19 protein-coding genes are annotated in these 25,255 nt (G+C 42.6%); 9 read left to right on the plus strand and 10 right to left on the minus strand.

From position 1 onward, the window contains the following. Positions 1 to 506: 506 nt before the first annotated feature. A complete protein-coding gene (gene ispG, locus ACJJIZ_RS14135) occupies positions 507 to 1,619 on the minus strand; it encodes a flavodoxin-dependent (E)-4-hydroxy-3-methylbut-2-enyl-diphosphate synthase (RefSeq protein ID WP_444913841.1) in 1,113 nt (370 codons plus the stop codon). A 1,111-nt stretch (positions 1,620 to 2,730) separates the two neighbouring features. Here ispG and ACJJIZ_RS14140 point away from each other — a divergent pair. Together ACJJIZ_RS14140 and ACJJIZ_RS14145 are read left to right on the plus strand one after the other, a co-directional pair. Beyond that, a complete protein-coding gene (locus ACJJIZ_RS14140; RefSeq protein WP_444913842.1) occupies positions 2,731 to 3,213 on the plus strand; it encodes a hypothetical protein in 483 nt (160 codons plus the stop codon). Positions 3,214 to 3,433: 220 nt separating this feature from the next. Then, positions 3,434 to 4,468, plus strand: coding sequence for an IS481 family transposase (locus ACJJIZ_RS14145; RefSeq protein ID WP_444913809.1), 1,035 nt, complete (start codon positions 3,434 to 3,436; stop codon positions 4,466 to 4,468). A gap of 809 nt (positions 4,469 to 5,277) precedes the next feature. On the opposite strand, the gene ACJJIZ_RS14150 is transcribed toward ACJJIZ_RS14145, so the two are convergent. The 6 genes from ACJJIZ_RS14150 to ACJJIZ_RS14175 all read right to left on the minus strand — a co-directional run bounded on the left by ACJJIZ_RS14150 (position 5,278) and on the right by ACJJIZ_RS14175 (position 10,830). Beyond that, positions 5,278 to 5,508, minus strand: a complete 231-nt coding sequence (locus ACJJIZ_RS14150) for a hypothetical protein (protein WP_444913843.1) — start codon at positions 5,506 to 5,508, stop codon at positions 5,278 to 5,280. A gap of 698 nt (positions 5,509 to 6,206) precedes the next feature. Continuing rightward, a complete protein-coding gene (locus ACJJIZ_RS14155; protein WP_444913844.1) occupies positions 6,207 to 7,076 on the minus strand; it encodes a helix-turn-helix transcriptional regulator in 870 nt (289 codons plus the stop codon). Between the two features lie 371 nt (positions 7,077 to 7,447). After that, positions 7,448 to 8,683 carry a type III secretion system translocon subunit SseC family protein gene (sctE, locus tag ACJJIZ_RS14160; RefSeq protein WP_444913845.1) on the minus strand — a complete coding sequence of 412 codons (1,236 nt, stop codon included), beginning with the start codon at positions 8,681 to 8,683 and terminating at the stop codon, positions 7,448 to 7,450. Beyond that, positions 8,670 to 9,173 carry a SycD/LcrH family type III secretion system chaperone gene (locus ACJJIZ_RS14165; RefSeq protein ID WP_444913846.1) on the minus strand — a complete coding sequence of 168 codons (504 nt, stop codon included), beginning with the start codon at positions 9,171 to 9,173 and terminating at the stop codon, positions 8,670 to 8,672. The genes sctE and ACJJIZ_RS14165 overlap by 14 nt, the downstream gene beginning before the upstream one ends. 40 nt (positions 9,174 to 9,213) lie before the next feature. Continuing rightward, positions 9,214 to 9,522, minus strand: a complete 309-nt coding sequence (locus tag ACJJIZ_RS14170; protein WP_444913847.1) for a hypothetical protein — start codon at positions 9,520 to 9,522, stop codon at positions 9,214 to 9,216. A gap of 36 nt (positions 9,523 to 9,558) precedes the next feature. Beyond that, positions 9,559 to 10,830 carry a hypothetical protein gene (locus ACJJIZ_RS14175; RefSeq protein ID WP_444913848.1) on the minus strand — a complete coding sequence of 424 codons (1,272 nt, stop codon included), beginning with the start codon at positions 10,828 to 10,830 and terminating at the stop codon, positions 9,559 to 9,561. Positions 10,831 to 12,123: 1,293 nt separating this feature from the next. Here ACJJIZ_RS14175 and ACJJIZ_RS14180 point away from each other — a divergent pair. From ACJJIZ_RS14180 to ACJJIZ_RS14200, 5 genes are all read left to right on the plus strand, one after another. Then, positions 12,124 to 13,197, plus strand: a complete 1,074-nt coding sequence (locus tag ACJJIZ_RS14180) for a hypothetical protein (protein WP_444913849.1) — start codon at positions 12,124 to 12,126, stop codon at positions 13,195 to 13,197. A 531-nt stretch (positions 13,198 to 13,728) separates the two neighbouring features. Then, positions 13,729 to 14,478, plus strand: a complete 750-nt coding sequence (locus tag ACJJIZ_RS14185) for a hypothetical protein (protein WP_444913850.1) — start codon at positions 13,729 to 13,731, stop codon at positions 14,476 to 14,478. Between the two features lie 681 nt (positions 14,479 to 15,159). Further along, the gene (locus tag ACJJIZ_RS14190) at positions 15,160 to 15,363 is read left to right on the plus strand and encodes a hypothetical protein (RefSeq protein WP_444913851.1); all 204 of its coding nucleotides are present in this window, start codon (positions 15,160 to 15,162) and stop codon (positions 15,361 to 15,363) included. Positions 15,364 to 15,569: 206 nt separating this feature from the next. Next, positions 15,570 to 15,923, plus strand: coding sequence for a hypothetical protein (locus ACJJIZ_RS14195; protein WP_444913852.1), 354 nt, complete (start codon positions 15,570 to 15,572; stop codon positions 15,921 to 15,923). Positions 15,924 to 16,057: 134 nt separating this feature from the next. Beyond that, on the plus strand, positions 16,058 to 16,858 hold the full coding sequence (locus ACJJIZ_RS14200; RefSeq protein ID WP_444913853.1) for an OTU domain-containing protein: 801 nt from the start codon (positions 16,058 to 16,060) through the stop codon (positions 16,856 to 16,858). A gap of 172 nt (positions 16,859 to 17,030) precedes the next feature. On the opposite strand, the gene ACJJIZ_RS14205 is transcribed toward ACJJIZ_RS14200, so the two are convergent. Next, positions 17,031 to 19,097, minus strand: a complete 2,067-nt coding sequence (locus ACJJIZ_RS14205) for a histidine kinase (protein ID WP_444913854.1) — start codon at positions 19,095 to 19,097, stop codon at positions 17,031 to 17,033. 867 nt (positions 19,098 to 19,964) lie between these two features. Then, positions 19,965 to 20,654, minus strand: coding sequence for a hypothetical protein (locus tag ACJJIZ_RS14210; protein WP_444913855.1), 690 nt, complete (start codon positions 20,652 to 20,654; stop codon positions 19,965 to 19,967). Between the two features lie 566 nt (positions 20,655 to 21,220). On the opposite strand from ACJJIZ_RS14210, the gene ACJJIZ_RS14215 reads away from it, so the two are divergent. Both ACJJIZ_RS14215 and ACJJIZ_RS14220 read left to right on the plus strand, forming a co-directional pair. Beyond that, positions 21,221 to 23,161: a histidine kinase gene (locus ACJJIZ_RS14215; protein WP_444913856.1), complete on the plus strand. Its 1,941-nt coding sequence runs from the start codon at positions 21,221 to 21,223 to the stop codon at positions 23,159 to 23,161. A 214-nt stretch (positions 23,162 to 23,375) separates the two neighbouring features. Beyond that, complete coding sequence (locus ACJJIZ_RS14220; RefSeq protein ID WP_444913857.1) at positions 23,376 to 24,431, plus strand: hypothetical protein; 1,056 nt, start codon at positions 23,376 to 23,378, stop codon at positions 24,429 to 24,431. 455 nt (positions 24,432 to 24,886) lie between these two features. Here the strand turns inward: ACJJIZ_RS14220 and ACJJIZ_RS14225 are convergent, their stop codons facing one another. Beyond that, a complete protein-coding gene (locus ACJJIZ_RS14225) occupies positions 24,887 to 25,069 on the minus strand; it encodes a hypothetical protein (RefSeq protein ID WP_444913858.1) in 183 nt (60 codons plus the stop codon). Between the last annotated feature and the right edge of the window lie 186 nt (positions 25,070 to 25,255).

Raw genomic sequence — 25,255 nt, forward strand, 5'->3', positions numbered from 1 at the left:
TATTGCTTTAGCTCTGCCCGAAGCCGAGATAACTTCATAAAGCGGGCTCCTCTTAACGAGATTTCCTCACATCCACCCACCGGCCGAATCAGTGTCTGGTATACGAGTTGACGTGGGGCACAAATTATTTGTAATTTTGCACTATTATAAAGTTGACAATGAGCATAAATAACCAAAAAAATTGATTACTAATAGGAAAATAAATTCAGTTCAATATCGTCCCCATTGTATGGCCCATCGGGTAAGAGTTCTAAGGAACCTCTGAATGACTCCATAATATCCTTGGCTTCCACAACGACACTCATTGCCAAGGAATGTAGGCCTTTCAAGAGGCCCCATTGCAGAACATTAATACTTTGCTAACTCACGGGGTAGCCCTTGAAGGCTACAACTTCTTCATTTTAGTCTTGCTCGCGTTACGGCCGTTCGCGGTGAGCTGCACTTAGTATCTATAGACTTAGTGTTCACCATAGATGTTGTGAAATTATCAGAGACTCCCTAGGTATCTAGGATTTTACGATAATACTGTCTTCCATTTCTGCCTTCTTTTTTGCCTTATCACGAATTAAGTTCTCTAAATCGTCAACAAGATTTTCATTCTTGAATTTCCTACTTGGCAGTCCATCAATATAAATTGCATGGCTCGGAGTTCCACCAGCCAAGCCAATGTCTGCCTCCTTAGCCTCACCGGGCCCATTAACAATGCAGCCAATTACTGCAACATCCAATGGTGTCGTAATATCCTCCAATCGAGCTTCAAGCTCATTCATAGTTTTAACAACATCAAAATTTTGGCGTGAACAACTTGGACACGCAATAAAATTGATGCCTTTAGAGCGTAACCTTAGACTTTTTAACAAATCCCACCCAACTTTTACCTCTTCAACAGGATCTGCTGCCAACGACACTCTTAAGGTATCACCAATTCCATCTAATAATAGCGCTCCTAACCCGATCGCTGACTTGACCGTACCCGACCGTAATCCACCTGCTTCCGTAATACCAAGGTGAAGAGGTTGATCAATCAGTTGGGCCAGTTTTCTATAGGCAGCAGTGGCCATAAAAATATCAGATGCTTTGACGCTCACTTTAAAATTCTGAAAGTTAAGCCGATCGAGGATTTCAACATGACGAAGGGCTGACTCGACCATTGCATCCGGCGTTGGTTCCCCATACTTTTTCTGAAGATCTTTTTCCAATGACCCCGCGTTAACGCCTATACGAATCGGAATATTTAGGTCGCTCGCCTTATCAACTACCTCGCGGATACGTTTCTCTCGACCAATATTACCCGGATTAATGCGCAAGCAGTCGACACCTAAATCTGCCACTCGCAATGCAATTCGATAGTCAAAGTGAATATCTGCCACCAGTGGAATGGATACTTTCTTCCTGATTTCACCGAAAGCTTCAGCAGCTTCAAGACTTGGTACAGACACTCTTACGATATCTGCCCCGGCTTGTTGTAATCGAAGAATTTGTGCGGCAGTAGCTTCCACATCACAAGTTTCTGTGTTTGTCATACTTTGCACAGAAATCGGGGCTCCGCCACCAACAGGTACATTTCCCACCATAATTTGGCGTGATACACGTGGAACAATAGGTGATTCAAACTTCATCTTTCTAACCTGTATAAAAACATATAGATTAATATTAGCAATTAACCAATTTATAAACGAAGGTACTTTGGTACAGTAACATCAGCAAACATAATTGCTTCATATAAGAATAAATAGTCATCTATTACTCTAAACAATAAAAGTCAAATTAACTTTATATTTTAGGCATTTTTTTTTAGAAAAAAATAAAACATTGATACCGCTGCATGCAAACAGGTATTCATGTAACACCTAAACAACAGCATGGAAATCCTTCTAGCTATCAGGTTATTCAGTCAGCCATAAGCTTATTTTTAGCAAGAGCATCCTATATTCCAATCAAATTAACTTTGAATATAGTCGTAGTTTGCCAAGTAATAAGTTTTCTGCGAGTTATACCGCACCAACTCTAGCCTTAAGAAAAATTACAATCAGGGCGCAGTTTTTCAGGAATGTCTAGGTCCTCAAGAAGCCGAAATACGGAGCATTAATCGCTTTGAAAGCCCTGCAGAGCGGGCCTTGGAAGTTACACCTTTCCCTTTGTAGTTCTTACAAAAAGCTAAGACCAATGAATACGAACTGTGACTAATGTTTGCAGCTTTCATGGACGCTTTGACATCGCGGAATCATTCGAGAACCCCAGATAAAGATATCCGCCATAATGAGCAACCGCGCTATAGGCTTCAACATTGATACCCAACAATCACCACAGAAATAAATTTATAAGAATATGACCAATAGTGATATATTCAACTCTCTCGATCATAAAAAATCTCTATGCTAAAGGAGATTAATTATACCAAATTCAGTCACAGACAAATCAGGGTCGTTACCTTTCCCTTCCTCACAGGACGCTCACAACACTCAAGCAACACAGCTGGTAGATTCAATTCATGCAGGCCTTTTTCTACGGCATGTGGAACATGCAAGATGCTTTTTTAAAATTATCCAACCCCTTCTCAACCTAAAATATAAATTCTAGACCCAATAATATCCAATCAATTTCCAGCAACTCCAAAGCTGCAAGTTTAAACAAAGACACCCACAAAAAACTGAGTTTTACGCCTTCTCGACCTACCCCCACATAGGGAGCGGCATCAAATGGGCACAAAAAAATATAACTTAAGCAGATGTGATACAAACTCTTATTTCACCAATAGATGTGTATGAACAGGAAAAAATTGATCACCTTACAAGCTTCTATTTTCCCAATAGTTCTGAAGAAGTGTCATCAGACAAACAAGATTCAACCAATCGCGAGGATCAGGCTCCACCAAACAAAAATTCAATTCGCTATTTTATGACAAAACGTAGAAAACTTAAAAAAGAAACAAAAATAACTTTAACCGATTTACCTGCGAATATGTCACTTTCTACACAAAAAGCTATTCAAGAAATTGTGAATTACAGAAAATCTAAGGGGAACGTGCCCAGTATTCCTCTTAATGAGTACAAGGCAATATTTATCAGAAATGAATCACCATTATCTTTTGAAATCTATCCACACAAAAACGATGGCATAGACATAGTGATGCGCCCTATTCTTGAACCCAATCAGTTAAAACAGAAAAAATATACCAAAGTATTGTGCTGGATGGATATGACTAAAATATAGATCAATCTGGCAGTGGGCCTGAACAAGTAAATAGCAGCAGCAATGAAGTGAAGCATAGAAGAAAGGCATTTAATATGCTTTTTGATCAACGAGGAATTCCTGAGAGGTATCATTACATGTATTAGTTCAGACCAAATCTGACACATCCTCTTGAAAAAGAGGGGTTTACCGGTTTTGATGAAGGTGCCTAAACCTAAAAACAAAACCAAGGATAAACCCCATGATCCATACTAATGATCGTATCATCAAACACAAGACCGGATTGCTCAATCTTGCAGAAGAGCTTGGCAACATCTCAAAAGCTTGCAAGATGCTTGGTGTTTCGAGAGACACTTTCTATCGGTACAAGGAAGCTGCTTCAAGTGGCGGTGTGGACGCCCTTCTTGAAAAGAGTCGACGGGTGCCTAACCACAAGAACCGTGTTGACACAGCAATTGAAGAGGCCGTGTTGACTTATGCCCTCCAAGAGCCTGCCCATGGACAGGTTCGAGTCTCCAATGAGCTACGTAAACGTGGCGTATTCGTGTCCCCTAGTGGTGTTCGGAGTATCTGGTTACGGAACGACCTGGCTAACTTCAAGTTACGATTAAAAGCACTTGAAGCCAAGGTGGCTAAGGAGGGGCTAATCCTCACGGAGTCGCAGGTTCAGGCCTTGGAAAGAAAGCGACATGATGATGAAGCCTGCGGGGAAATTGATACTCAACACCCCGGCTATCTAGGTTCTCAGGACACCTTCTATGTAGGAACATTTAAGGGGGTTGGGCGTGTTTACCAACAAACCTATGTCGACACCTATGCAAAGGTAGCCCATTGCAAATTGTACACCACTAAGACGCCAATCACAGCAGCAGATCTTCTGAATGATCGTGTATTACCGTTTTACGCCATGCATGATCTGCCGGTGTTGCGTATTTTGACTGACCGCGGTACTGAATATTGCGGCAAGCTGGAGCAGCATGATTATCAGTTGTACTTGAATATCAACGAGATAGAACATACCAAGACAAAAGCCAGGCACCCACAAACAAATGGTATCTGTGAGCGCTTCCATAAAACTATATTACAAGAGTTCTACCAGCCATCGTTACGACGAAAGATCTATGGATCAATAGAAGAGCTACAAAAGGATCTGGACGAATGGCTCGTATATTACAATAATGATCGAACTCATCAGGGTAAAAAGTGTTGTGGTCGCACACCGATGGTAACCCTTGAAGAGGGTAAAAGTATCTGGAAGGAGAAACTCGTAAACTGAATTTGACCTGACAGAGTACCTTCTGAAAAACCGGTAACTGTCAGATCAAGTCTGAACTACTACACATTACACACCTCAAAAAGATACCTTTGAATTCTAAACTGAACTATAGTATAAAAAACTCATCATTTATAATGAAATATATTAACACTTGCGTCACGAATTAGCTTTTCCCCTAATTTCTCATCACATTCTATTAACTTCCCCACCTCATATATCAAAGGCTCTATTACTTTTTCATAAAAGTCGAAAACAAAACATTCGGATAGGCCCTTATGCCATCATTAACCAGAAGATTCTCTGTGCATTCAAAATGTTCTTCGCACTTACTCACAAAGTTATCGGGCGCCTTGACCTTCCCCTCTGCCACATCTGTATATTTACCAAAAAAATGAATATTTGCCACTAATTTTTCTTCCATTCCCTCAGGTGAATGGGTAATACTATCTTGCTTAGGAGGATGACTTCTAGGGGATGATAATTTACTAAAAATGTTCGTTATTCTTGCACAAATTTTTCCTATGTATTTTTCGGCTTATTAACTTTGTCGATCTGCAGTTCTTCAATGGCCTTTCACTCACAAGTCTTGATTGCTTGATAGGTAGTCTTCATATTTAAATACTCCTAGACAAGTTTTAAGTAATTCGTTTTGCACTGTATCGCAGTTCACATGAATATAAATGGATATTTTGTACTCGACTGTAAATTTATCATAATTGATTACCTCCACTTTCACCCCTATAAATCTGTAGTTAGCAATCTTAAGGTGCACTGCCCCTATATCGGAATATACCTTTTCCCAACCTCACCTATAATCTATCGATCTCTCGTAATTCAATAAGGCTTTGGTGATTTTTCAAGCAAGTTCGGCTCTTTGCAGCGTGCAAATTCACATCTTTAATTTCAAACTCTTCCCACATTTTTTTACCATATAGAAACTTGCCTATTGAAGTATGGTCATGAAAATAAGCATCTATTGTATCAATATTCTGGCTGAACCCAACGGTATCATTCATGCCGATATTAGTTTTAACATCCAAATACCACCGATTACTTTTATGGTTTTATGCATTTAGAGTCACACTGTTTATGTTTATTATTAATTAATATTGGAGCAGAAATAGTATAGGCATCTACAGTGGCAGCCATATACAGCGCGATGAAACTCTCTTTGGGATGCCCATTGATTCCTTCGAGCAGTACTAAACTCAGTTTAGCTGAATGACTCCCAATGAGCCTTGATAGCCAAGAATTGATGTCGTAGCTAGGATTGAACCGCCCAAAGTCTATCCGACGAAACTCCGCATAGTTTCAATATCTTATAGTACATTAATTTGCACTCTGCTAAGACAAAAGTGAATTGGTGCATTATTTTTCGTAATGTTAATCACTATTTAAATACCACTAGTAAATGAGTTCGGCCTACCATCAATTTGCGTCTAGTTATCACTCTCGATAGAATTTAAAGAATTTTTGATGGTAGAGCGGATACACACCTTAATGGGTCTCTCAACAATTCCGCAGGTCAAAGTTGTAGGCTAAAGGTACAGTTAGTAGCGATTGACTTGGACTGCTCCATACATGAACTGGGGGCTTTAAGCCCCCGTAGTTAGGTTTTCAGAGTAATTTACCCTCGACCTTACAGTCCTTTGCAAAATCTAAATGCTCCCACGAACTGGTATACTGATTCTGGATCACCTCGAGTGTCGGAAGCACCTTGAAACTTTCAAGAAATCATCTAAATTCTCTTTTGCCTCGCTTCCGAAGGGGCAATTCCATATTTCGACTTATAAAGCTGTGTGAAATATGACTGGCTCGAAAAGCCGCTTTCTACAGCAATATCTATAAGTCGCCTACTTGATGTGCGTAACTGTATATCTGCATGGCGAAGTCGCCGTTCATTAATCCACATTTTTGGGGATGATTCTTTAAATACCTGCCCAAACATATCTTTAAAAGAAGTCAGACTCATACCCATATGTTCTGCATATGTAGCAATAGTCCAATTCTTAGTAACATTTGCCTCCATAAAACGTCTGAATTTTTCCTGAGCAGGATTAACCCGATTTAGGAGTTCGTTAGCAAGTATTTGTCCTTGATCACCTTTTAATTTCAGGAGAAGTATCTCTTCCAACTTCAAGGCATTTAACCGATCGTCTCCCAGTTGCCTAAATAATTGGAATGAATCTAAAGTTAGCTTAGTTAGTTCGCAACTAGGAAAGACGATTGGTGATTTTCCTCTTGGAAGCATGGATTTCACAACATTCAACGCTTGCGTCTTTCGAAGTAGTGCATTGTCGTGCCGTTCGTAAAATCGGGTTAGCATTGCCTCCCGAATTCCAACGCATATTAACACCGCTTCCTGATCGTCTCCATTATTACTCAACTTATATTCTTCTTCTGAACCAGCCAACCATACCTGGCCCATCGTCAATTCAAAACTCGATTGATACGATATAATGTTTACAGAACCCGTTACCATCATGACCAGATTAACAAACGGTGAAAATGTGAAGGAAATAGAGTGAGCAGATGGTATTAGCAGAGTCCTCAATTCAAATAAATCACCACAATGTTGGCACTCTACAACTGCTTCATTATATGTCAAGTTATTCTGCCTCCCATAAGAGGAAGTATTGTTGTTTTTCACTGTTTATTGCTAAACCACTATCAATTTATGCTCACACTTGCTTCCATTAATCCAGCGATCGTCTATCGCGCAAAAAACGCTTATAAACTAAGAATATGCAAGCCTGAAAAGAAACATATATTTAAACTGTAATCACTGGGTTAACAAACCCACAATTTATCATTTAACCACTGGTCTATTACTTTCTCCAAGAGGGGAGTAAAGCATGAGCAGTGGATCTTACTTAGGGTTACAGGAACACTTGGCTAATCTGTTTGTTACCTAATTTCACATTTTACTGAGTCTATGAATCAACTTAAAAATCCCACATGGTACGCACTTTTAATTTCTCAAACACCATGACTGGCAGAAATCCGCATGTTAACACCAGCGCGATCTTGAATTGCATTATTTAGAACTTTTACCGCATCCTGAACCGGGCTAATAATTGCCCTTGTCCATTGCTCCTGTAATAGTTGAACAAGCTTATTAATAAATTCTTGCTTCGCCTCAACAGCCTCCAAACGAGCTTGCAAAGCTTTTATTTCATTATCCAGTTCCGCCTCTCGCTTATCATAATCATTCTGTTTTATGGAGGTATAAATTTCTTTCGCTCCATTTCCAGCGACGGCAACAGAACCCGATGTAGCTGCTGTTTTTAGCCCTCTATCCACAAATTTCTTTGCTATTTTTTGGGAGGCCTCCTTGGTGGTGTCTTTCGCAACATCTTCCGCAACTTCTTCCGCGCCTTTTTCAGCACCTTCTTTACTTGCTTTTTCTGTTATCTCTTTCGCGCCTTTTTCAGCCCCTTCTTTCACGCCCTTTTCAACTACTGATTCAACACCTTCCTCAACACCCTTTTTTACACCCTTTTTGGCACCAACCATAGCACCAGCTGCCGGTGCAGCTGCGCCAAATGTTACAAAAGCAACACCTGCAACCAGTAGCCCTGTAGAAGCGTTTGAGAGGCGAGAAATCATCTCTTCGCTACCATTAGCTAGTCTTACCGCCCCTTCAGCGACTTCAACTGCCCCCGCAGCTGCTAAACAAACACCTCCAGCTATCATGGCTGGGTTTAGGCTGACTGCTCCTGCCACAACCATACAGGCACCAGCAACCATTTCTGCAGCACCCATGAAGAAATTGCAAACAGCCCCGCATATTTTTTGTATTTTCTTTTGCTTTGCCAGTTCTTCTTCGTTTTTCTTTCGCTCCTGTTCAAGCTCGGCATTTTCTTGGATATCTCTCAGCTTATCCTCAAGAATTTTCTTTATTTCCTGCCGCTTAAACTGGAGTTCGAACTGGACGGTATCCGCCATATCTCCCATCAGCCCCGCTAATCTTGATAGCGCATCGGTTAATGTTGAATAAAAACTGCCCATGTTCTCATCTGTTTCTGGCATATCCAGTTCAACACGTTGGGCATTGCCTGCTACAGCACTTCTTGCAACAGGTGCTAAACTGCCCATTTCCATCTTAAACTTTTCACGCTGAGCAATCTCTAAGCTCTGCTGTGACAAATCCTGAACACCAGCGCTGTGACTGTCATTTGTGAGAACTTTTTGTTGTATGCTATTTACTATCACTATTTTTCTCCTCAATGCTATCTTCTATCCCTAACTTCTCCTTCACAGAAGAAAATTTGCTCATAGCCTTTTTATTCAAGGTTTCAAACTCAGGCTTACCTTCACACCTCAACATTGTCATTTCAAAACCGCTGCCTGCCTGCATCCAATTCTCTAGTGCCAAATGACATTCAGCCGCATGGAATGACGGTCTTGGATCGAATGGATTCACAATTGCAGCTAAACTATATGCCTCACCAGCTAGCTCAAACTGAGATAAAGCCTGTCTAGTGGCTCCAAGTCCTAGCAAATACTTAGACTCCATATGATTGCATTGGCACAGAAGCTGAAAGAGAGGCAGTGCCTCTTGGTAGTTACAGTTTTGATATTTTTGATAAGCCAGGGCATACATTGTTTTAAGCTCTTCAGGCTTCATATCAAGCAAATCTGCCAGAGTTCCACCCTGCTCCAAAAAATTATTCCAATCTTTCTCGGATATTTCGCCTAACACGGATGGAACTTCACTCCTTCGTAACATCTTCCTTCCCCACTTATACTGGATTAGTTACAAAAAAGTTTCTCTTCTTTGATGTTGTTGATCCAGACTTTTCCTTATAGATATACTCTTCCACTAACTTTCTTGCTCTAAACTTCTCGTCAAGACCTGGCTCGCCATAAGTATCCCGTATTCTCTGAACCCATTGATGGCGGGAGCAGCCCAGCGAACGTGTTAATCCTGCCTCCAGGAGGTCACTATAATTTAGCGCGCTCTTTGCCTCATTTAATACGTGCTGGCAGCGTTGTAGTGCCACTTCTGTATCAAATTTTATTGCTTTTTTTGGGTCATCTTTAAAAGACACTTTATTTCACTCTAAAAATACTATTACCAATAAGTGTTAAATTACAGAAAATCTCTTCAAGGAATCCAGTACGGATTTATTGTAGTTGTTCATTGCCTCTATCAGGTTGTTGAATCTGGTGTTATCAACAGTCATGTTTGTGCCGAGCTGTTCAGTTAAAGTTGACAGAGTTGACACTCGCGAATTGATATTTTCTTTAGCTACCGAAAATGAGGTGGAATTTAGTGTTCGTCTATCAAAGGTCATGGTCTGCACCCAGCATCGATACTTATATCCACCAGCTAGGCCGTCATCCCTCGTCTCCCAGTAAAGGTTTTTATTGGCAATATTTGCCTCGGCTAATAAATCCTCACCTCTTATCATATCACTAGAAAAAAATTCTGCGCCTTCTCCTTCAGTCCACCAGGCTGGTAGATTTAAATCTGAATCGGACATCAACTGCTCATAGTCGTACCATAGTCCATCCATCAAGGCTTCACCGGGTCTATCGGTGTGTAAGTTATCGAATATTTCTGGAAAGTTGTCGAGAGCAAATTCATCAAAATCAGTTCTGCCATCTGCTACTTTGTAGAAACACATCGACTCCGATGCCATTTTTATTTCTGATTGCTTCCAATCACCAGCCCCCGGAACCTGTGTTCCATTCGCCCATGTCCGTTTTTCTTCAACATATATCCTTTGCATGAACTCATAGGTGGCTGTTATTTCATCTTCTCCACTTTCAGCAAGTGCCTCCTGAAGCCACCCGTCGACAGATACAATCTGACTTTTTAGTGCAGTGAGTTCTGAGACTTTGTTAGTAAGTGACTCTATCAGTAGTGCATTGAGTTCAAAGCCAACACTTTCCGGCGGAATCTCTACTCCTTTGTGGAACACCTGACCAGAATCATTAACGGTAAATACACCGTATTTAATGTCTTCCCTCATCTTATTGCGCAAAGCTACCGTGGCATGCTGAACATCATTCGCAATTTCTTCGGGGGTTTTGTCCGATTGGGCATGCAATGCTGCAATTGCATCAACATCTTCCTGGTAATAGCCATTCGCATCAAAGCGCAACAAGTCCGCTCCAGTTGAGAGTATTTCGACCATCGCTGATGGAGAGTTTCTCGTCTCATCTAGAATCTCTGCTGTTGTGGCAGCCCTCACCTTTCCATTTGTATCTAAACGTAATTTGGAGGACCCAAACATCCATTGATCAGACTCAGCCAAATCCGCAGCCGATTTGACGTTGTTTTTCGTCAAAGGATTGTTCGGCAAATCACTGTTGGGGATGCTTGATTTTATAGTTACTAGACTATCAGCCATACCATTGTCCTTTTTTATTTAACCAATGCGATTATTCAGCATGATCTGTAAACGTAGATATCCGTTAAGCTTTATAGCTCTGAACCCTGTCAGAGGAGCGCTTTATCAGCTATCAATTGCCAGCTTAGCTAGCGCCTATATTACGTACCTCTGAACTTATCGCTTTAGATTTCTCACTGGTTTTTTTTGATTTCAGGCTTTTTTAAGCAGATTGTTAACTACGTAATCTTGATCTACAGCATTTCAATTGGCACCATGTTACAAATGTATTACAAGGCTTTTGTCATCGAGCGCAAAACTTTGTGTTTCATTGCACAATAAGTAATAGAGTAAAAAGGGTTTAATCTGCTTACAGTAGATGAATATATGCCCATTATATGAACTTTACGACTTCCCATAAGCAAAGGAGAAGCCTAAAATCCCCTGAGAAACTGAAAGGATAGAATATTGCTCTGCAGAATTTATCACTACCGACTCCGACCTTATCGAGTATTCGACGCCCCCTAAATGGACAGAGTGCTATTAAATACGATTACCGTTTAAACCACCGTTTGAATTTTTTTCAATCAAGATTTTTTGGTGAAATTTGATATATATCAAGCAAGCATGAAATTGGCATGGGCTAAAGGCACCTACATCAATATAGTTACATGTGAAACTAGATATATGCTGAATTCCATATATGTACAGATATCGATCAAAAGACTTCTGGAAATGAATTCAGCATTCACTGCTCTTACCCTACACTTAACAAGGGTCGGTCACTCTACTCACACAATCTGCATGGTCGACAGTCAATAAATTATCGCCACTTCGAATCTGGCTTTTTGAGCGGCCTACAACCCTCTTGCACCCCTAGAGCAACTGGATTTTCCTCCAAACAGTTATTAGCAAGCAAGCTATGAAAGCACTGAAAAATTGAGCATATTTTAACCTAAAGCTAAACTTTCATAGGCATACCTTTCACATTTTTACGGTCAATATCCGATCAATACGGATTTCGGGCATACTCCCCTAAGTAAAGAGATATTTTTTTCCTATCATTAAGCTTGTAAAACCAGCAAGCAAGTATAAACGCTGAATGTTTTTGGCTAGCTCCTCGTAACGCACTTTGCCGCACCCAAACACTGCTTGGTATAGGGAAATGGGTGTTTCACTTTGGCGCGAAGAGTACTAAGTTGCCCCCAATCATTTATACATTTTCCTAAAAACAAAAACCTATATTTTTAAGACTTAGATACAAGAGAAGAATATTCTAAAAAATACTTCTTATTAACTGATATGGTTTCACCTATGTGTAAAAGAATAGGATCAAATTCTAGCGCGGCGGCTAGCGACGCCACAAAAAATAATGAGAGCCGGCATCGCCCCAATACATCTAAAAAATCTACCCTCAGTAATGCGCAAATAGACGCAATCGATAAAAACCCCACTATAAATAGGCTTGTGCGTGACTCTAAAAATTTACTTAAGAAGATGAACGATGCTCCTGTAGAGATAAGTAGCCGTATGAATAGTTCTCGCGCAAATACCGAAACAGAATATCTTCATACAACACGTAATGAACTTAGGGCCGACGAAGTCCCTACACCCATAGCGACTACTATTTCTGAATCTACTTTCAATAAGGATCATACTCCTACAGCAGAAATAGAAGAAAATCCACTGCTATATCTACCATTAGCTGAAAAAGTAGAACTGCAAAAGCCTAGTAGACCTAGCCCTTTAACTTTAAGAGAGATAGAACTGAGCCCTACTAATTTTATAAAGAGCAAAACAGATTTAGTGTACTTTTTAAAATCTTATTATGATGAAGACAGCCTTTTGGGCAAGGCCTGGCAGTTAATTCACAGATCTGAACGCATAGATACTCAGTGGAAGATTAAAGACTCTTTAAAATTCTTAAAAGATTTCGTGAGGGTGCTGGGTGTAACGAGAGCTGAAGAAAATATTAAACTTGATGATTTGATAGATGAATACTGCAACAGAAAAACCGAAGCCTTTACGCGTAATGATAGTGCAGGTTTAGACACCCTTAGTAAGAGCCTTGAAGCTTGGAAACATCATATTGTTAGAAAACACTCAAAATATCATCATATGTCTGAATCTTATCTCAGTGATTCAAAGAGGGACAAGATAAACACTTTGACTTCAGAAGTGTGCGGTTATATTAAAGAGAGAAAAGATGGAGCACCACTAACAACTCAACGTGAAACAGAATTCAAACAGGCAGTAACTTCCCTTTTCAAGGAATATGCCGCCTTTGTTAAAGATATTCATAAGGGAGTTACAAATCATGAAGATAAAGTTATCCATAGTTTTGCTATTAAAATTTTTAATGGTTCAGTCAAGCAGGGAGACGCGTAAAAACAATAAGAGGTCTTTTTAGAACCACCCAAAGGAACCTCCGAATAATTCCGCGATGCCTCTGTGGGTCTTAACTGAAGGCTGCAGAGGTTAGGTGCAGCTCACCGAGAATGGCTTTAGCCCTTTGCAAGAGCTGCAAGGATACTACGGAATTATCCAAGGGTTCCTAGTACTCTGAATCAGTACTTATACCTGGAAGATATTAAATCACCCCGCTTGCTGGATTTACCGGTAAGCAGATATACTTCGCTCCTATTTATCCTTTCTTGAAGGCTGCGGGGCTTTTATTCGCAACCTTCCAGTCATTAAGTGGTACGCAGGCCAACCAAAAGACAATACTTTAAAAATTACTAGCCATGTTTACTCATACCCTGCATTTTCTAAAAAGTTTAAGCCAAAATTAAAAGATTTTATTATTTGAAAGAATTAAGATTTAAATGAATGAATTTGAAATGATTTTTATATTTAAATAAATAGTGTGGCAATTGAGTTACCAAGTATTTTGTTAACGGTTCAATAGGAGAGCACAGGATGGGATCGGTAAGTGGGGCAAGCAGTCAAGAGCCGAAGTTTATCGCCAAGCGTGAAGATATTTCGAGAGCTCAGGAAAACAATTCAGAAGGGCAAGTCTCAAAAAAAAGGAGCGGTTTAAGAGCCATCTTTTTTTCAAAATTTGGGTTACCAAGTAGTGTGAAGTCCCTTATTAGACGCCCGAATGAAGTAAAACCTACTAATAGCGAAGGTAATCGCACGGTTTGGAGTGGGAGTAACAACGTAGGTAGCCCCGCTTTTCTAGCAGAGCTTTCGGGGAAGGATAATGACGGACACGTCTCCGGAGAGAGACGTATGAGTGAAGATCTATTTGATCAGCCATTTGCTGAAGCCTGCCCTGATGATGATGATCCAAATAATATCCAAATTTATAAGGATCTTGATTTCGATGAGATTCTTAACATTAATGGGTACGTTTCGCCCAAAGTTCCTGAGAAAGTTTCATATCGCAATATCCCCCCCCTAAAGCCCCATATGTTTGGTGATCAGCGAAATGCTGGGAATGATTTAGGTTTGCCGCCCTTACCTCCAAGGCCAGGGAACAAGGAGAGTACACCTTCAAATTTGGATGCTACTACTGGTAGGTTGGGCATAGATACAGATATTGAGGGCTATAAGGTGGGAGGGGATGACGATTTACCATCGGTTTTAAATGACGATCTACCATCGGTTTTAAATGACGATCTACCATCGGTTTTAAATGACGATTTACCATCGGGTTTAAAATAACCCAGCGAGAAGAATAGATGGGCCGATCCCCTTTACCCTGAAATCTCCTTGTTAAGGAGATACCTTTCGCATTTACATGCCCAGTTTCGGTTAATATGATTTCTGGGCATACTCTTAATCAATGAAAGTAACTTCCCTGTCGATAGGTTTTCAAATTTTCCGACAAGAAAACACTGGAATCGCTTTGGGGCTTGTGGTGCCTCAAGCACAGATCGTTACGCTGATTCATTGATGTACAAGTTGGGGTAATAGTTGAGGCTTGATGGGGATGGCTTTGAACCCTACATATATACTCCAGCCTATAATGCCCCCTGCTCAGCTGTTTGGTATTTATCAATGGCGTCGATATTACAAGGGTAATTTGGCGCCCGGAAGAATTGACCAAAATATAAAAACAAAGGACCGAATTTGCAAGGCTGCAAGATTGCATTAAGGAACCCATTCTAGATGGGCTAAACTTCCACAAGTATTCAGTGCCCCCTTGATTTGATCAGAATTGCTCTTCGACTCCCTAACCTGACAAACATAAAACTCCTTGCTTTATGATAATAAATTTACAGATATATAAATTCACAATAAAAATGACCAATAACCATAAAAACAAGTGAAAACCTAAAGCAATTATCTTTTAAATCCGCTATTCTTAGATAAAAATATGGCTATTTAATTAAGAGTGTAAGGATGTTTATTGGCAAAAGGGAGCCTCTGGATACTTCCGCAATACCTCTGCAGTTATTGAAGGCTGCAGAGGTTAAGCACAGTTCGACGCTAATTGCCCTAGCCCTTTGCAAGAGCTGCAACGCGGCAGATGTAGCCTTTAAGGCCCGCCCTACGGGGGTTGCAGAGCAATTCACACTCTATGTTGCGACCTCTTCAAAGGTCTAGACATTCCTGCGATGCCGCGTCTTGATTGTGAATCTCTCTACAGGCCAGAAGCATCACGGAATTACTCAGAGACTCCTTAGTTACAAATTGCGACTTGTAATTTTGAAAGTGTTTTTTGTTGCAACCCACTGAAACCAAGGTGCCATATCTTTAACAACCAGTTTTCATCAATATCCAATTTATGTAGCAGGTTAAGAATTTTTAATATGTCTAAAGTTACTACCAAAAATTGTAATTTTATTAAGGGAGTCAAAAATGTTCACAGCACGCAAGCTTCGACGGAGCTACCTCAGCCCAACATAAAAACACATACTAGACTACAAGAATACTCTCATGCTTCCAATAACAATGGTATGAAAAATATTCCTGTAGGCACCTCGAAAGCTATCAAAAGTCTAGGCTCCACCATACAAATAGAACCCCTTAAACAGGCCTTAATTAACCTCATGGAGAACCTTACCCAAACCATGAGCGAGGATAGCTTTCCAAGTGCTGATCAAAAGATCGATGCTGTCAGGGCTAGCATACAAGAGATGGAAGAAGCAGTGTCTAAAGTATAAATACGCTGATTAAGCACCTCGATACTTTCACCCACGATTCCCAACTAAATATTTTTGATGGGACGAACTAAAGATAGCCTAACGAAACGAATAATCCTTTATTTCGAACAATCAATTTTCTGGAGTTTTTTACCGTGGCTATATTCGATTTTAAACTACCTAAGATGCCACCGGTCAAGCCGATCAAGAAAGTTCAAGGACCGAACCTGAGCAAAACGAACCTGAGCGAAACAAGCATAAAGCCCACCTTTTTCGCAAAAATGAAAGCGAAAGGCTACAATGCTTTCATGTATACCTACAAGGCTTTAAATCATATTGCACTAGGAGATGGTCACAGAACTTCCGCCGCCCCCCAACCAGAGTCAATCAGTAAAAGTGCACCGCTTAACAGAGCAAAAGGTCTCGGTGAACCTAAAAAAGTTCAGCCACCATTATCTGACACGAAGTGGTTTGGTAATTCTGGATTAACTGACAAAGAGTGGACTGAAAATCTAGTGGGTTATATTAAAACGGACGGCGCTTGGGCAGGGCAAAGTGCTGACTGTTTTCCCGAACTTCTCTCCCACTACCTAAAGCGCCCAATCAATGTAGTCTCAGCCTCCGAGGGAGAGAAAGCTTATGCCAACCAGCTCGGTACAAAGTATGAAAATGATGATTCACAAGCGATTAACCTACTGCTGAAGGATGACCACTTCCAACTGATAACAAATAACACTTCCAATCCCAAAGAGCTTACTAAATCTTTTAATAACGACTCTTTAGTATTGGCTGATGTGGAGGGGGACGGAAACTGTTTATTTTCTGCTATATGTAAAGCGACAAACCAATCAACAGACAAGGCTTTGGAATTACGTACTAAGCTAGGAGACTGGATTCTTAAGAACCAGGATCACGAGGATGTGAAAAATACCATCAACTTTATGAGAGCCCTTTAGGAAGACTGGGGGCTACTGTAATGATTTTGCCAATGAGGATGTGCAGCGAGTCAATATACAGAGTTCATTTGTAAGCTCCATTTCAAAAAAGCCAGCTGGCTACACAAGTAGCCCTGAAAATCCCCCATTCCAATAAATATGATGGGGGATTTTTGCGGATGCCAGGCTTCAATCAGTACATGTAAACCGCACCAGAAATCTCAGCTTGATTGTTGTCCGGATCACTATTAATACCAGTAGAGCTACTGCTTTCATTGGGAGCCCCAATAACCAGGGCATCGCCATCGGCACTGAGGCTAGCGGAATAGCCAAAATTATCATTTGCATCAGTATTACTTGCTTTCAGATATGCTTTTTGTAACCAAGCCTCATCAACCAGAGTAAACACATAAGCTGCACCAGCATTTTCGACACTGTTATTATTTTGGTCTCCCCCTATACCCTTTGCGCTACTGCCCTCTTTAGGTGCCCCCACTACCAGCGTTCGACCATCGGCAGTCAAGCTAACAGACTCACCAAAAGCGTCAGAGGCATCTGAATTACTGGCCTTGAGATAGGCCTGCTGCGCCCACTTATTATCTGTGCGAGTAAAGACATAAGCAGCACCAGAGTCTTTGGCTTCATCATTGCTTTGGTCGCCATCAGTGCCTATTGCATTACTGTCTTCACTGCTGGCACCAACGGCCAAAATATCACCACTATCGCTTAGGGTAACCGATTGACCGAAAGAATCCTCTGAATCAGTATTGCTGGCTTTGATATATGCCTGCTGTGCCCAATCACCATCTGTACGGGAGAAAACATAGCAAGCGCCAGCCTGTTGGGCATCATTATTACTTTGCTCACCATCAATACCGACAGCGCTACTGCCCTCTCCAATCGCGCCAACGGCCATCGTAGAACCATCGCCGCTCAGGCTGACGGAAATTCCGAATTCATCATTGGCGCCAGTATTGCTCGCCTTAACATACGCTTCCTGTATCCAGGTGCCATCTATATGGGAGAAAACATAGACCGCTCCTGAGTCCGAAGTATCACTGGTGCCCTGATCCTCATTATTACCATCACCATTAGCATCTACCAGCAAAGTACCACCTTCGCCAGGGAGTGTCAGAATAACAGTGGGATCAGTTTGGTCACCATTGATACCAGTAGCATCACTATCTTCATAAGGTGCACCTACCGCAAGAAGGCGGCCGTCATCACTGAGACTTAAAGAGCGACCAAAACTATCAAAGGAGCCTGTATTACTCGCTTTGATATATGCATCTTGTGTCCAGCTACCATCTATACGTGTAAAGACATAAACCGCACCGGAACTTGTGGCATCAGTATTACCTTGATCGCCATTGATACCTGTTGTGTTACTGCTCTCAGAGGGTGCACCAACGGCTAAAGTATTTCCGTCTCCACTTAGAGCGACAACACCGAAAAAATTTCCTCTGTTGTTATTGCTGGCCTTGATATAGGCCTCTTGTACCCATCTATTATCTACCCGTACAAACACATAGACCGCACCGGCTGGGCCGATGCCGTCATCGTTGTCCTGGTCGCCATTGATACCGACCGCATCGCTTTGCTCTCTGATAGCGCCTACTGCCAGGGTGTGACCATCAGCACTGATAGCGACCGAGACTCCGAAGATATCGCCAGCGCCGGTATTACTGGCCTTAAAGTAACCAATGCTCTCCACCAAGGTGTCGTTCACAGAAAGGGGGTCTGAATCAGTGCAAAGATCTTGCTCCCCCGCTTTGTTACAAGCTTGCAGAATATATTGCGCATTTGTTCGGGCGTGCAGCGGCACTTGCACCGCAAGGGTCTCACTACCCTGGGGAATATCCTCGACTAAACGTGTGAAACCGGAAACCCCGTCAGGATTTTCCAGCAAATGGTAATGGGTGGCCCCATCCGCATCGGTCCAATCAAAGCGGAAAATCTTGGTCGCCTCGAAGCTTAGAGTGAAATCCTGAACTGCTCCAGGGGCAGCGGGCGGCTCTTCTGCGGGTGGGTCTTCTGCGGGTGGGTCTTCTGCAGGTGGGTCTTCTGCAGGTGGGTCTTCTGCAGGTGGGTCTTCTGCAGGTGGGTCTTCTGCAGGTGAATCTTCCGCAGGCGACTCTGCTACAGCGGTATCTTCACCGTCAGTATCGCCATTATTAGCCCCACCGCCACTACAGCCTGCAAGGGTAAATAGAAGCATTGCCATAGTCATGGCCTTAAAGCACGAAACAGTCACTTTCATTAACTCTTATAGATTTCACGAGGTGCCAGCATTATCAGATTTCACCTATATCTCATCTTTAGTTTTTGGGCATAATTTTATTAATTTCTAAAGATTTCGGGGATGGAGGACCCGAAAGAGTCATCGGGAACATCTACTGCCGCATAAAGGTAAAAAAAGGCGCAGGAATGAGCCATAAAAGAGGAATGAAACACTCAGTCACCAAGAGCCTATGAAACTTCCGGGTGGTGAATTTAGTATGCCAGGAGCAGGATCAATAACCAGCAGATCAATGCAAAAAGCACAATACATCGAAAGAACAAAATCAAGGGAGCCTCTAAATAACTCCGTAATGCCTCTGCGGGTCTTGAAGGCTGCAGATGTTAGACGCAGCTCGCCGTGAATGGCCGTAGCCCTTTGCAAGAGCTGCAACGCAGCAGTTGTGGCCTTCAAGGCCCGCCCTTCGGGGCTTGCAGAGCGATGCACACTCCGCGTTGCGACTTCTTGAAAGGTCTAGACATTCCTGCGAAGCCGCGCCTTGATTGTGAACCGCTCTTGCATGCCAGAGGTATCACGGAGTTATTCAGAGGCTCCCAAGCTCTTAATTCAGGGAGGCGAGATTATTCTATTCGCCATGAACAGTACAAACTTGCCCAAAATACTTAAAGCCCCTAGTCGACAAAAAATACAGCCCAATCTTCCCGGTCGACGCAATTCTGACCCCGGTGGCCATTTTTGACAAATCGTACCTGATCACAATCGGTGGACTAATTACTGCCAGTGAACGAAATCAAGAAGTTCTGATTAACCTACCCTCAAAAATAAAACCTCCCAATACTTTTGGTAATGGGAGGTGAAGCATTTGACTACCGCTATCTATTTATCGACTTATAAGGCCTCTTCAATATACACAGTCGCGTCTATTGCTTCATAATTTCTTAAGAGATCCTTTGCGCGGCCAATGCTTTGTTTAAATCTCTCTAATGCTGGTTCGCCAGAATCATTAGAACCTGAGAAAAATTTAATATCCTCTTCAAGTTCCGATATGTTGGATTGTGCTTGCCCAATTAGTGGCCCATCTAATCCTTCAGCACGATCTATTAGCTCACCCACCTCAACTATCAGAGGCTCAATTACATTTGTTCTAAAATTCGTAAAGGTTGACACTAAAGCCTGCGGATAACCTATGCCATCTACATCAAAGCCACGATTTGGATATACAAGATCTTCCGTGCACTTTAAATGTTCTTTACATCTACCCACAAAAGTGTCATCAAGTTTGTCTTCTCTGTTCACAGAAGATTCAGTGCCCGTGACTGCTATATCTTTCGTGTATTTACCATTAAAATGAATATTTGCGCTCATCACCTGTTCTTTTAAGCCTTTGGATGCAGGTGTAATACTGTTTGGCTTGGGAGGATAAGCCTTAAAAGATGGTAATTTACTGAAAACTGTCGTTATTCTTGCGCAAATTTTGCCTATTCTACTTTTTGGTTCACTCGTTTTGTCAATTTGCTGTGTTTCTATTCTGCCCCTGTTCCCACCAGCCTTAACAGCTTGATAGATAGTTGTTGTCATATTAAGTTAATCCTAAACAATAGTACTTCATTCAAATTATATTTAAATTAGCCAGTTAATCTTTCAATTTTTGACTTGCAACTATAAGGTATGGACAATTTCGCTAATATATTTTCGGAAATGGCGACATACACCTATCTTCTTGCGACATAAAGGGATTGCAGTTATTACTTGAAATCAAGTCTAAGTAAAGTTGCCATAACCACGATTATGGCATTTAGTGACCGATATCTACCAGGCTAGGAAGGAGCCTATCTTACCCACCCTATCCTTAAATTTTAAAAACAAAATAATCGCAAATTTATAGGCTGCCTGGCTCCGAAACACCGTCCAACAGGAAGGCTTAAAAAGGACATTTCCACAAGGCTGCAAACCTATTACCGCAATAGCCTGATTCCACCCACCTCATCACGCAGCTTTATCAATTAGGCTCCTCTCGCGATAGCAGCACGAACCACTCGCTAATAATGCCTAAAACCTAAAAATAGAAGCCCGAAAATTAAAGAAAATAAATCTGCTATTAGGATAATCATCTCTTTTTATCTATACCCAACAGCCAACAAAAAATGACCATTCAATATTACAAAGTTCTACTAATGCTGCTGCTTCTCTCGATCCTTTCTGGATGTAGCGGAGGCTCCAGTGATAAAGAGACTGTCGACGAAGAACCAGCAGCAACAGAGTCGCCTGCAGAAGATCCACCTGCGGAAGATCCACCCTCAGAAGATCCACCCGCAGAAGAGCCACCCGCAGAAGAGCCACCTGCTACCCCTGGAGCAGCTCAGGATTTCACCCTTATCTTCGAGGCGACCAAGATTTTCCGCTTTGATTGGACCGACGCGGAAGGGGCTACCCATTACCATCTGCTGGAAAACCCCGATGGGAACTCAGGCTTTAGCCCAGTCGCTGAGAATATCCCCCAGGGCAGCGGCACCCTGGCTTTGGAAGTTCCCCTCTTCGCCCGCACCAATGCACAATATCTACTGAGGGCTTGTAACAGCGACGGAGAGAAAGAACAGTGTAGTGACTCAGACCTGCTCTCTGTTAGTGACAGCCTAGCGGCGAGCATTGGCTACTTTAAAGCTAGCAATACCGATCCACGTGACGCTTTTGGATTCTCTATCAGCCTAAGCGCCGATGGCCTTATCCTGGCCGTAGGGGCTGATCGCGAAGACAGTGACGCTACCGGTACCAATGGCAACCAATCCGATAATAGCGCCAAGGATTCGGGCGCAGTCTATGTGTTTACTCGAGTAAATGGCGCCTGGGAGCAACAGGCTTACCTCAAGTCTAGTAATACTAATGCTGGTGAACAGTTCGGTAGCTCCGTCAGCCTCAGTGCCGACGGTCGCACCTTGGCTGTGGGGGCTAATGCCGGAGACTTTGCAGCTTTCGGTTTTGCTAGCGATCAATCGGAGAATGGCGCCGATTATGCAGGCACAGTTTATATATTCACCCAAGAGGACGGAGTCTGGACACAGCAGGCTTACCTCAAGGCCAGCAACGCCGATACTTTTGACCGTTTCGGTACCTCTGTAAGCCTCAGTGCCGATGGTGACACCCTGGCTGTAGGGGCTGATTCCGAAGACAGCGGCGCAACCGGTACTAACGGCGAACAGGATGATAATAGCGCCGAAAACTCTGGTGCCGTCTATGTCTTTTCCCGTGAGGATGAAGCCTGGCTACAGCAGGCCTATATCAAAGCCAGTAATACCGATCTTGGTGACTTCTTCGGCGCCACTGTAAGCCTCAGTGCCGATGGTCAAACCCTAGCTGTGGGGGCAAATCACGAGAGTAGCAGCTCTAGCGACATTAATGGCGATCAATCCGATAATAGCGCCAGCGCAGCAGGTGCCGTCTATGTTTTTAGCCAAAGTGAGGGATCCTGGGTACAGCAGGCCTACGTTAAAGCGAGCAATACCGATGCTCGTGATTTCTTCGGTACATCTGTAAGCCTCAGTGCCGATGGCCACACCCTGGCTGTGGGAGCTTTTTTCGAAGATAGCAACGCTATCGGTATTGATGGTGATCAGGCCGATAATAGTGCCATCGATAGCGGCGCGGTCTATGTGTTTGCCCGAGTGAATGACGCCTGGGAACAGCAAGCCTATCTTAAAGCCAGCAATACTGAGGAAACTAATTTAGGCTCTGGTGACTCCTTCGGTGGTTCCATCAGCATTAGCGCCGATGGCAATACCCTGGCTGTAGGAGCTGACCGTGAAGAGAGCAGCGCTACTGGAGCTAATGGCGATCAGCTCAATAATGAAGCCACCTTCGCAGGTGCTGCCTACGTGTTTATCCGTGTGAATGAAGCTTGGGTACAACAGGCCTACCTAAAAGCGAGCAATACCGAAGCTCTTGATTTCTTTGGTAGCTTTGTCAGCCTCAGTGCCGATGGCAATACCCTGGCTGTAGTAGCTGACTCTGAGGACAGCAGTGCTACCGGCATTAATGGTGATCAAGCCGATAATAGCGCGGAATGGTCCGGTGCAATTTATGTTTACTGAATCTCGTACATAAATTATTAAGGAAGGGGCTCAGATGCACCAAAGCTCAACGGATATAGGTTTCCAACCTTAGCGTTTAAAAGCGAACCAACAGGCCTGCCGCAGCAATTAGATGTCGGTCCCCTGAGCGCTGAGTTACCCACCTATACGCCTACATAACTGGGCGCGCCAGTGCCAAGTATTTTCAAAATACAGCGATAAGAGAGGAAGCTGCATGAGCATCCCCCCAACAGGAAGAACCAACACTACACAGTCCACTCGCCCCACTAACGGGCATAGAGATACCCGCGGTAGTCAGGGTGGACGTTCCTCCACTTACGCCGCCGAGAGGGAAAGGCTCCAAGAAAATTGTAAACATGCTTTTTCTCGAGGGCTTAACAGATTTAAAGGTCCCAGTGAGAAGTCTTTTGACGAACTACGTGAAACATTGGGGGAAAGCTTAAGTACTCTTACTTTAAAATCCAGAAAATCTGAGGCCGAGACCGCCAAAGAAGTGGAGCGGATCCAGAGAATGGCCAGCGAAACAAAACCTGAAGCAATGAACAAACATGTCGAACTAAAATTGGCTGAAAAAGCAAAGCATACCAAGGAAGCGGGAAAGTATGATCACAGGGACTCCGAGAGGCGGAGGATTTTTAAAGACAAATTCCAGAATCTAATAGATAAAAAGTATAAGTTTGCTAGCAAAATACTCAACAGGCGACCTCGCCAGCAAGATCCAGACATTAAAGTTAAAACTGAACAACGTAGCAAGCCTCTCAAGGATAAAATCGACATACTGTTGGCATCAACTTACAAAGACTCCATCGATGATATTAGAGTGCAATTAGATGATGAGAAGCCAATAAATTTTTCAGACCTGCGAAGCCATATTGTCAAACTCCAGCATACAATCATTGCTCACAGTGTAGCCCTTGAGCAAATCGGCGAGATAGACAGCGACCTAGAGCATGAATCTGAAGAGGCACTCGCCACTCATGAAAACCTCGCAAGAGACATTACCGCTAAGACAGAGAAGTTAATCGACATTCTAGAAAATGAAGACGCCCGATCCAAAATGACGATTATCCAAGGGGGAAGGGCTTACGCCTATGAAGGCGAAGACAAGAATGCAGTGCAAGACGAACTCAAAACTTTACTCGCTGATGCGGAGTACTTCCTAGAGACTGCCCATGCAATGCTCCAAAGCAATGAGGAAACCATTAAAAGCTACGTTGCCCCCGAAATTGAGGATGGTGATAGCGTAGTCTATATAAACGATCAACCGTAGTCGTTCAGGCTTGATCTGATAGTGACCGATTTTTCCAGCAGGTGTTCTGTCAGGTCAAATTCAGTTGGTATATTTTTTCTTCCAGAAGCCTTTTCAGGCTTCAAGGGTTGCCATCGGAGTGCTGCCGCAACACATATTACCCTCGTGTTACCCTCGTGGTTGCGAGCATTATTATAATAACTGAGCCATGCAGGGTCCCCTGCGTATGGATCATGGGATTTATCCTTGGTGTTATTTTAGATTTAGGACCTCTGTGAAAACCGCCCCCTTTTCAACAGGCTATATCACATTTGGCCCGAACCAAGGAGCCTCTGAATAATTCGATAATAGCTATACGGTTCTTGATGGCTGCAGAGGTTAGACACAGTTCACCGCGAATGCCCCTAGCCCTTTGCAAGATCTACAACGCAGCGGATAAAGCCCGCCCTTCTGTACCTTCAGAGCGATTCACGGAACTATTCAGAGACTCCCTCTCCAATTAATCTCCGCTGCAATTTTGTCCCCATGGAGGCTTCTATCGTCAATCTGCCACCATACTTTTTAATACTCATAGAAGCACCAAATAAACCTACCGTTTCAGTGGTGTTCAATTTAACAAAGATATGCTGTATTCTGCGGTTAATTTTATCGAAAAACACATGAACCTCCCCAAAATGTATTCGACCCATTCCCAGGTCAAGCATTGAAATTATATAATGCCGCCTACAGTTTCTATCTGACTAGTCCCTTATAAAAAATCAGAATTTTGGAATACTCACTAAGAATGATAGTGAGCAGGGAAGAAATATTTCAACGCTACTGAAATTTAAGCAGCTCGAAACTCA

The sequence above is a fragment of the Microbulbifer maximicatervae (SeqCode) genome, from assembly GCF_052467225.1.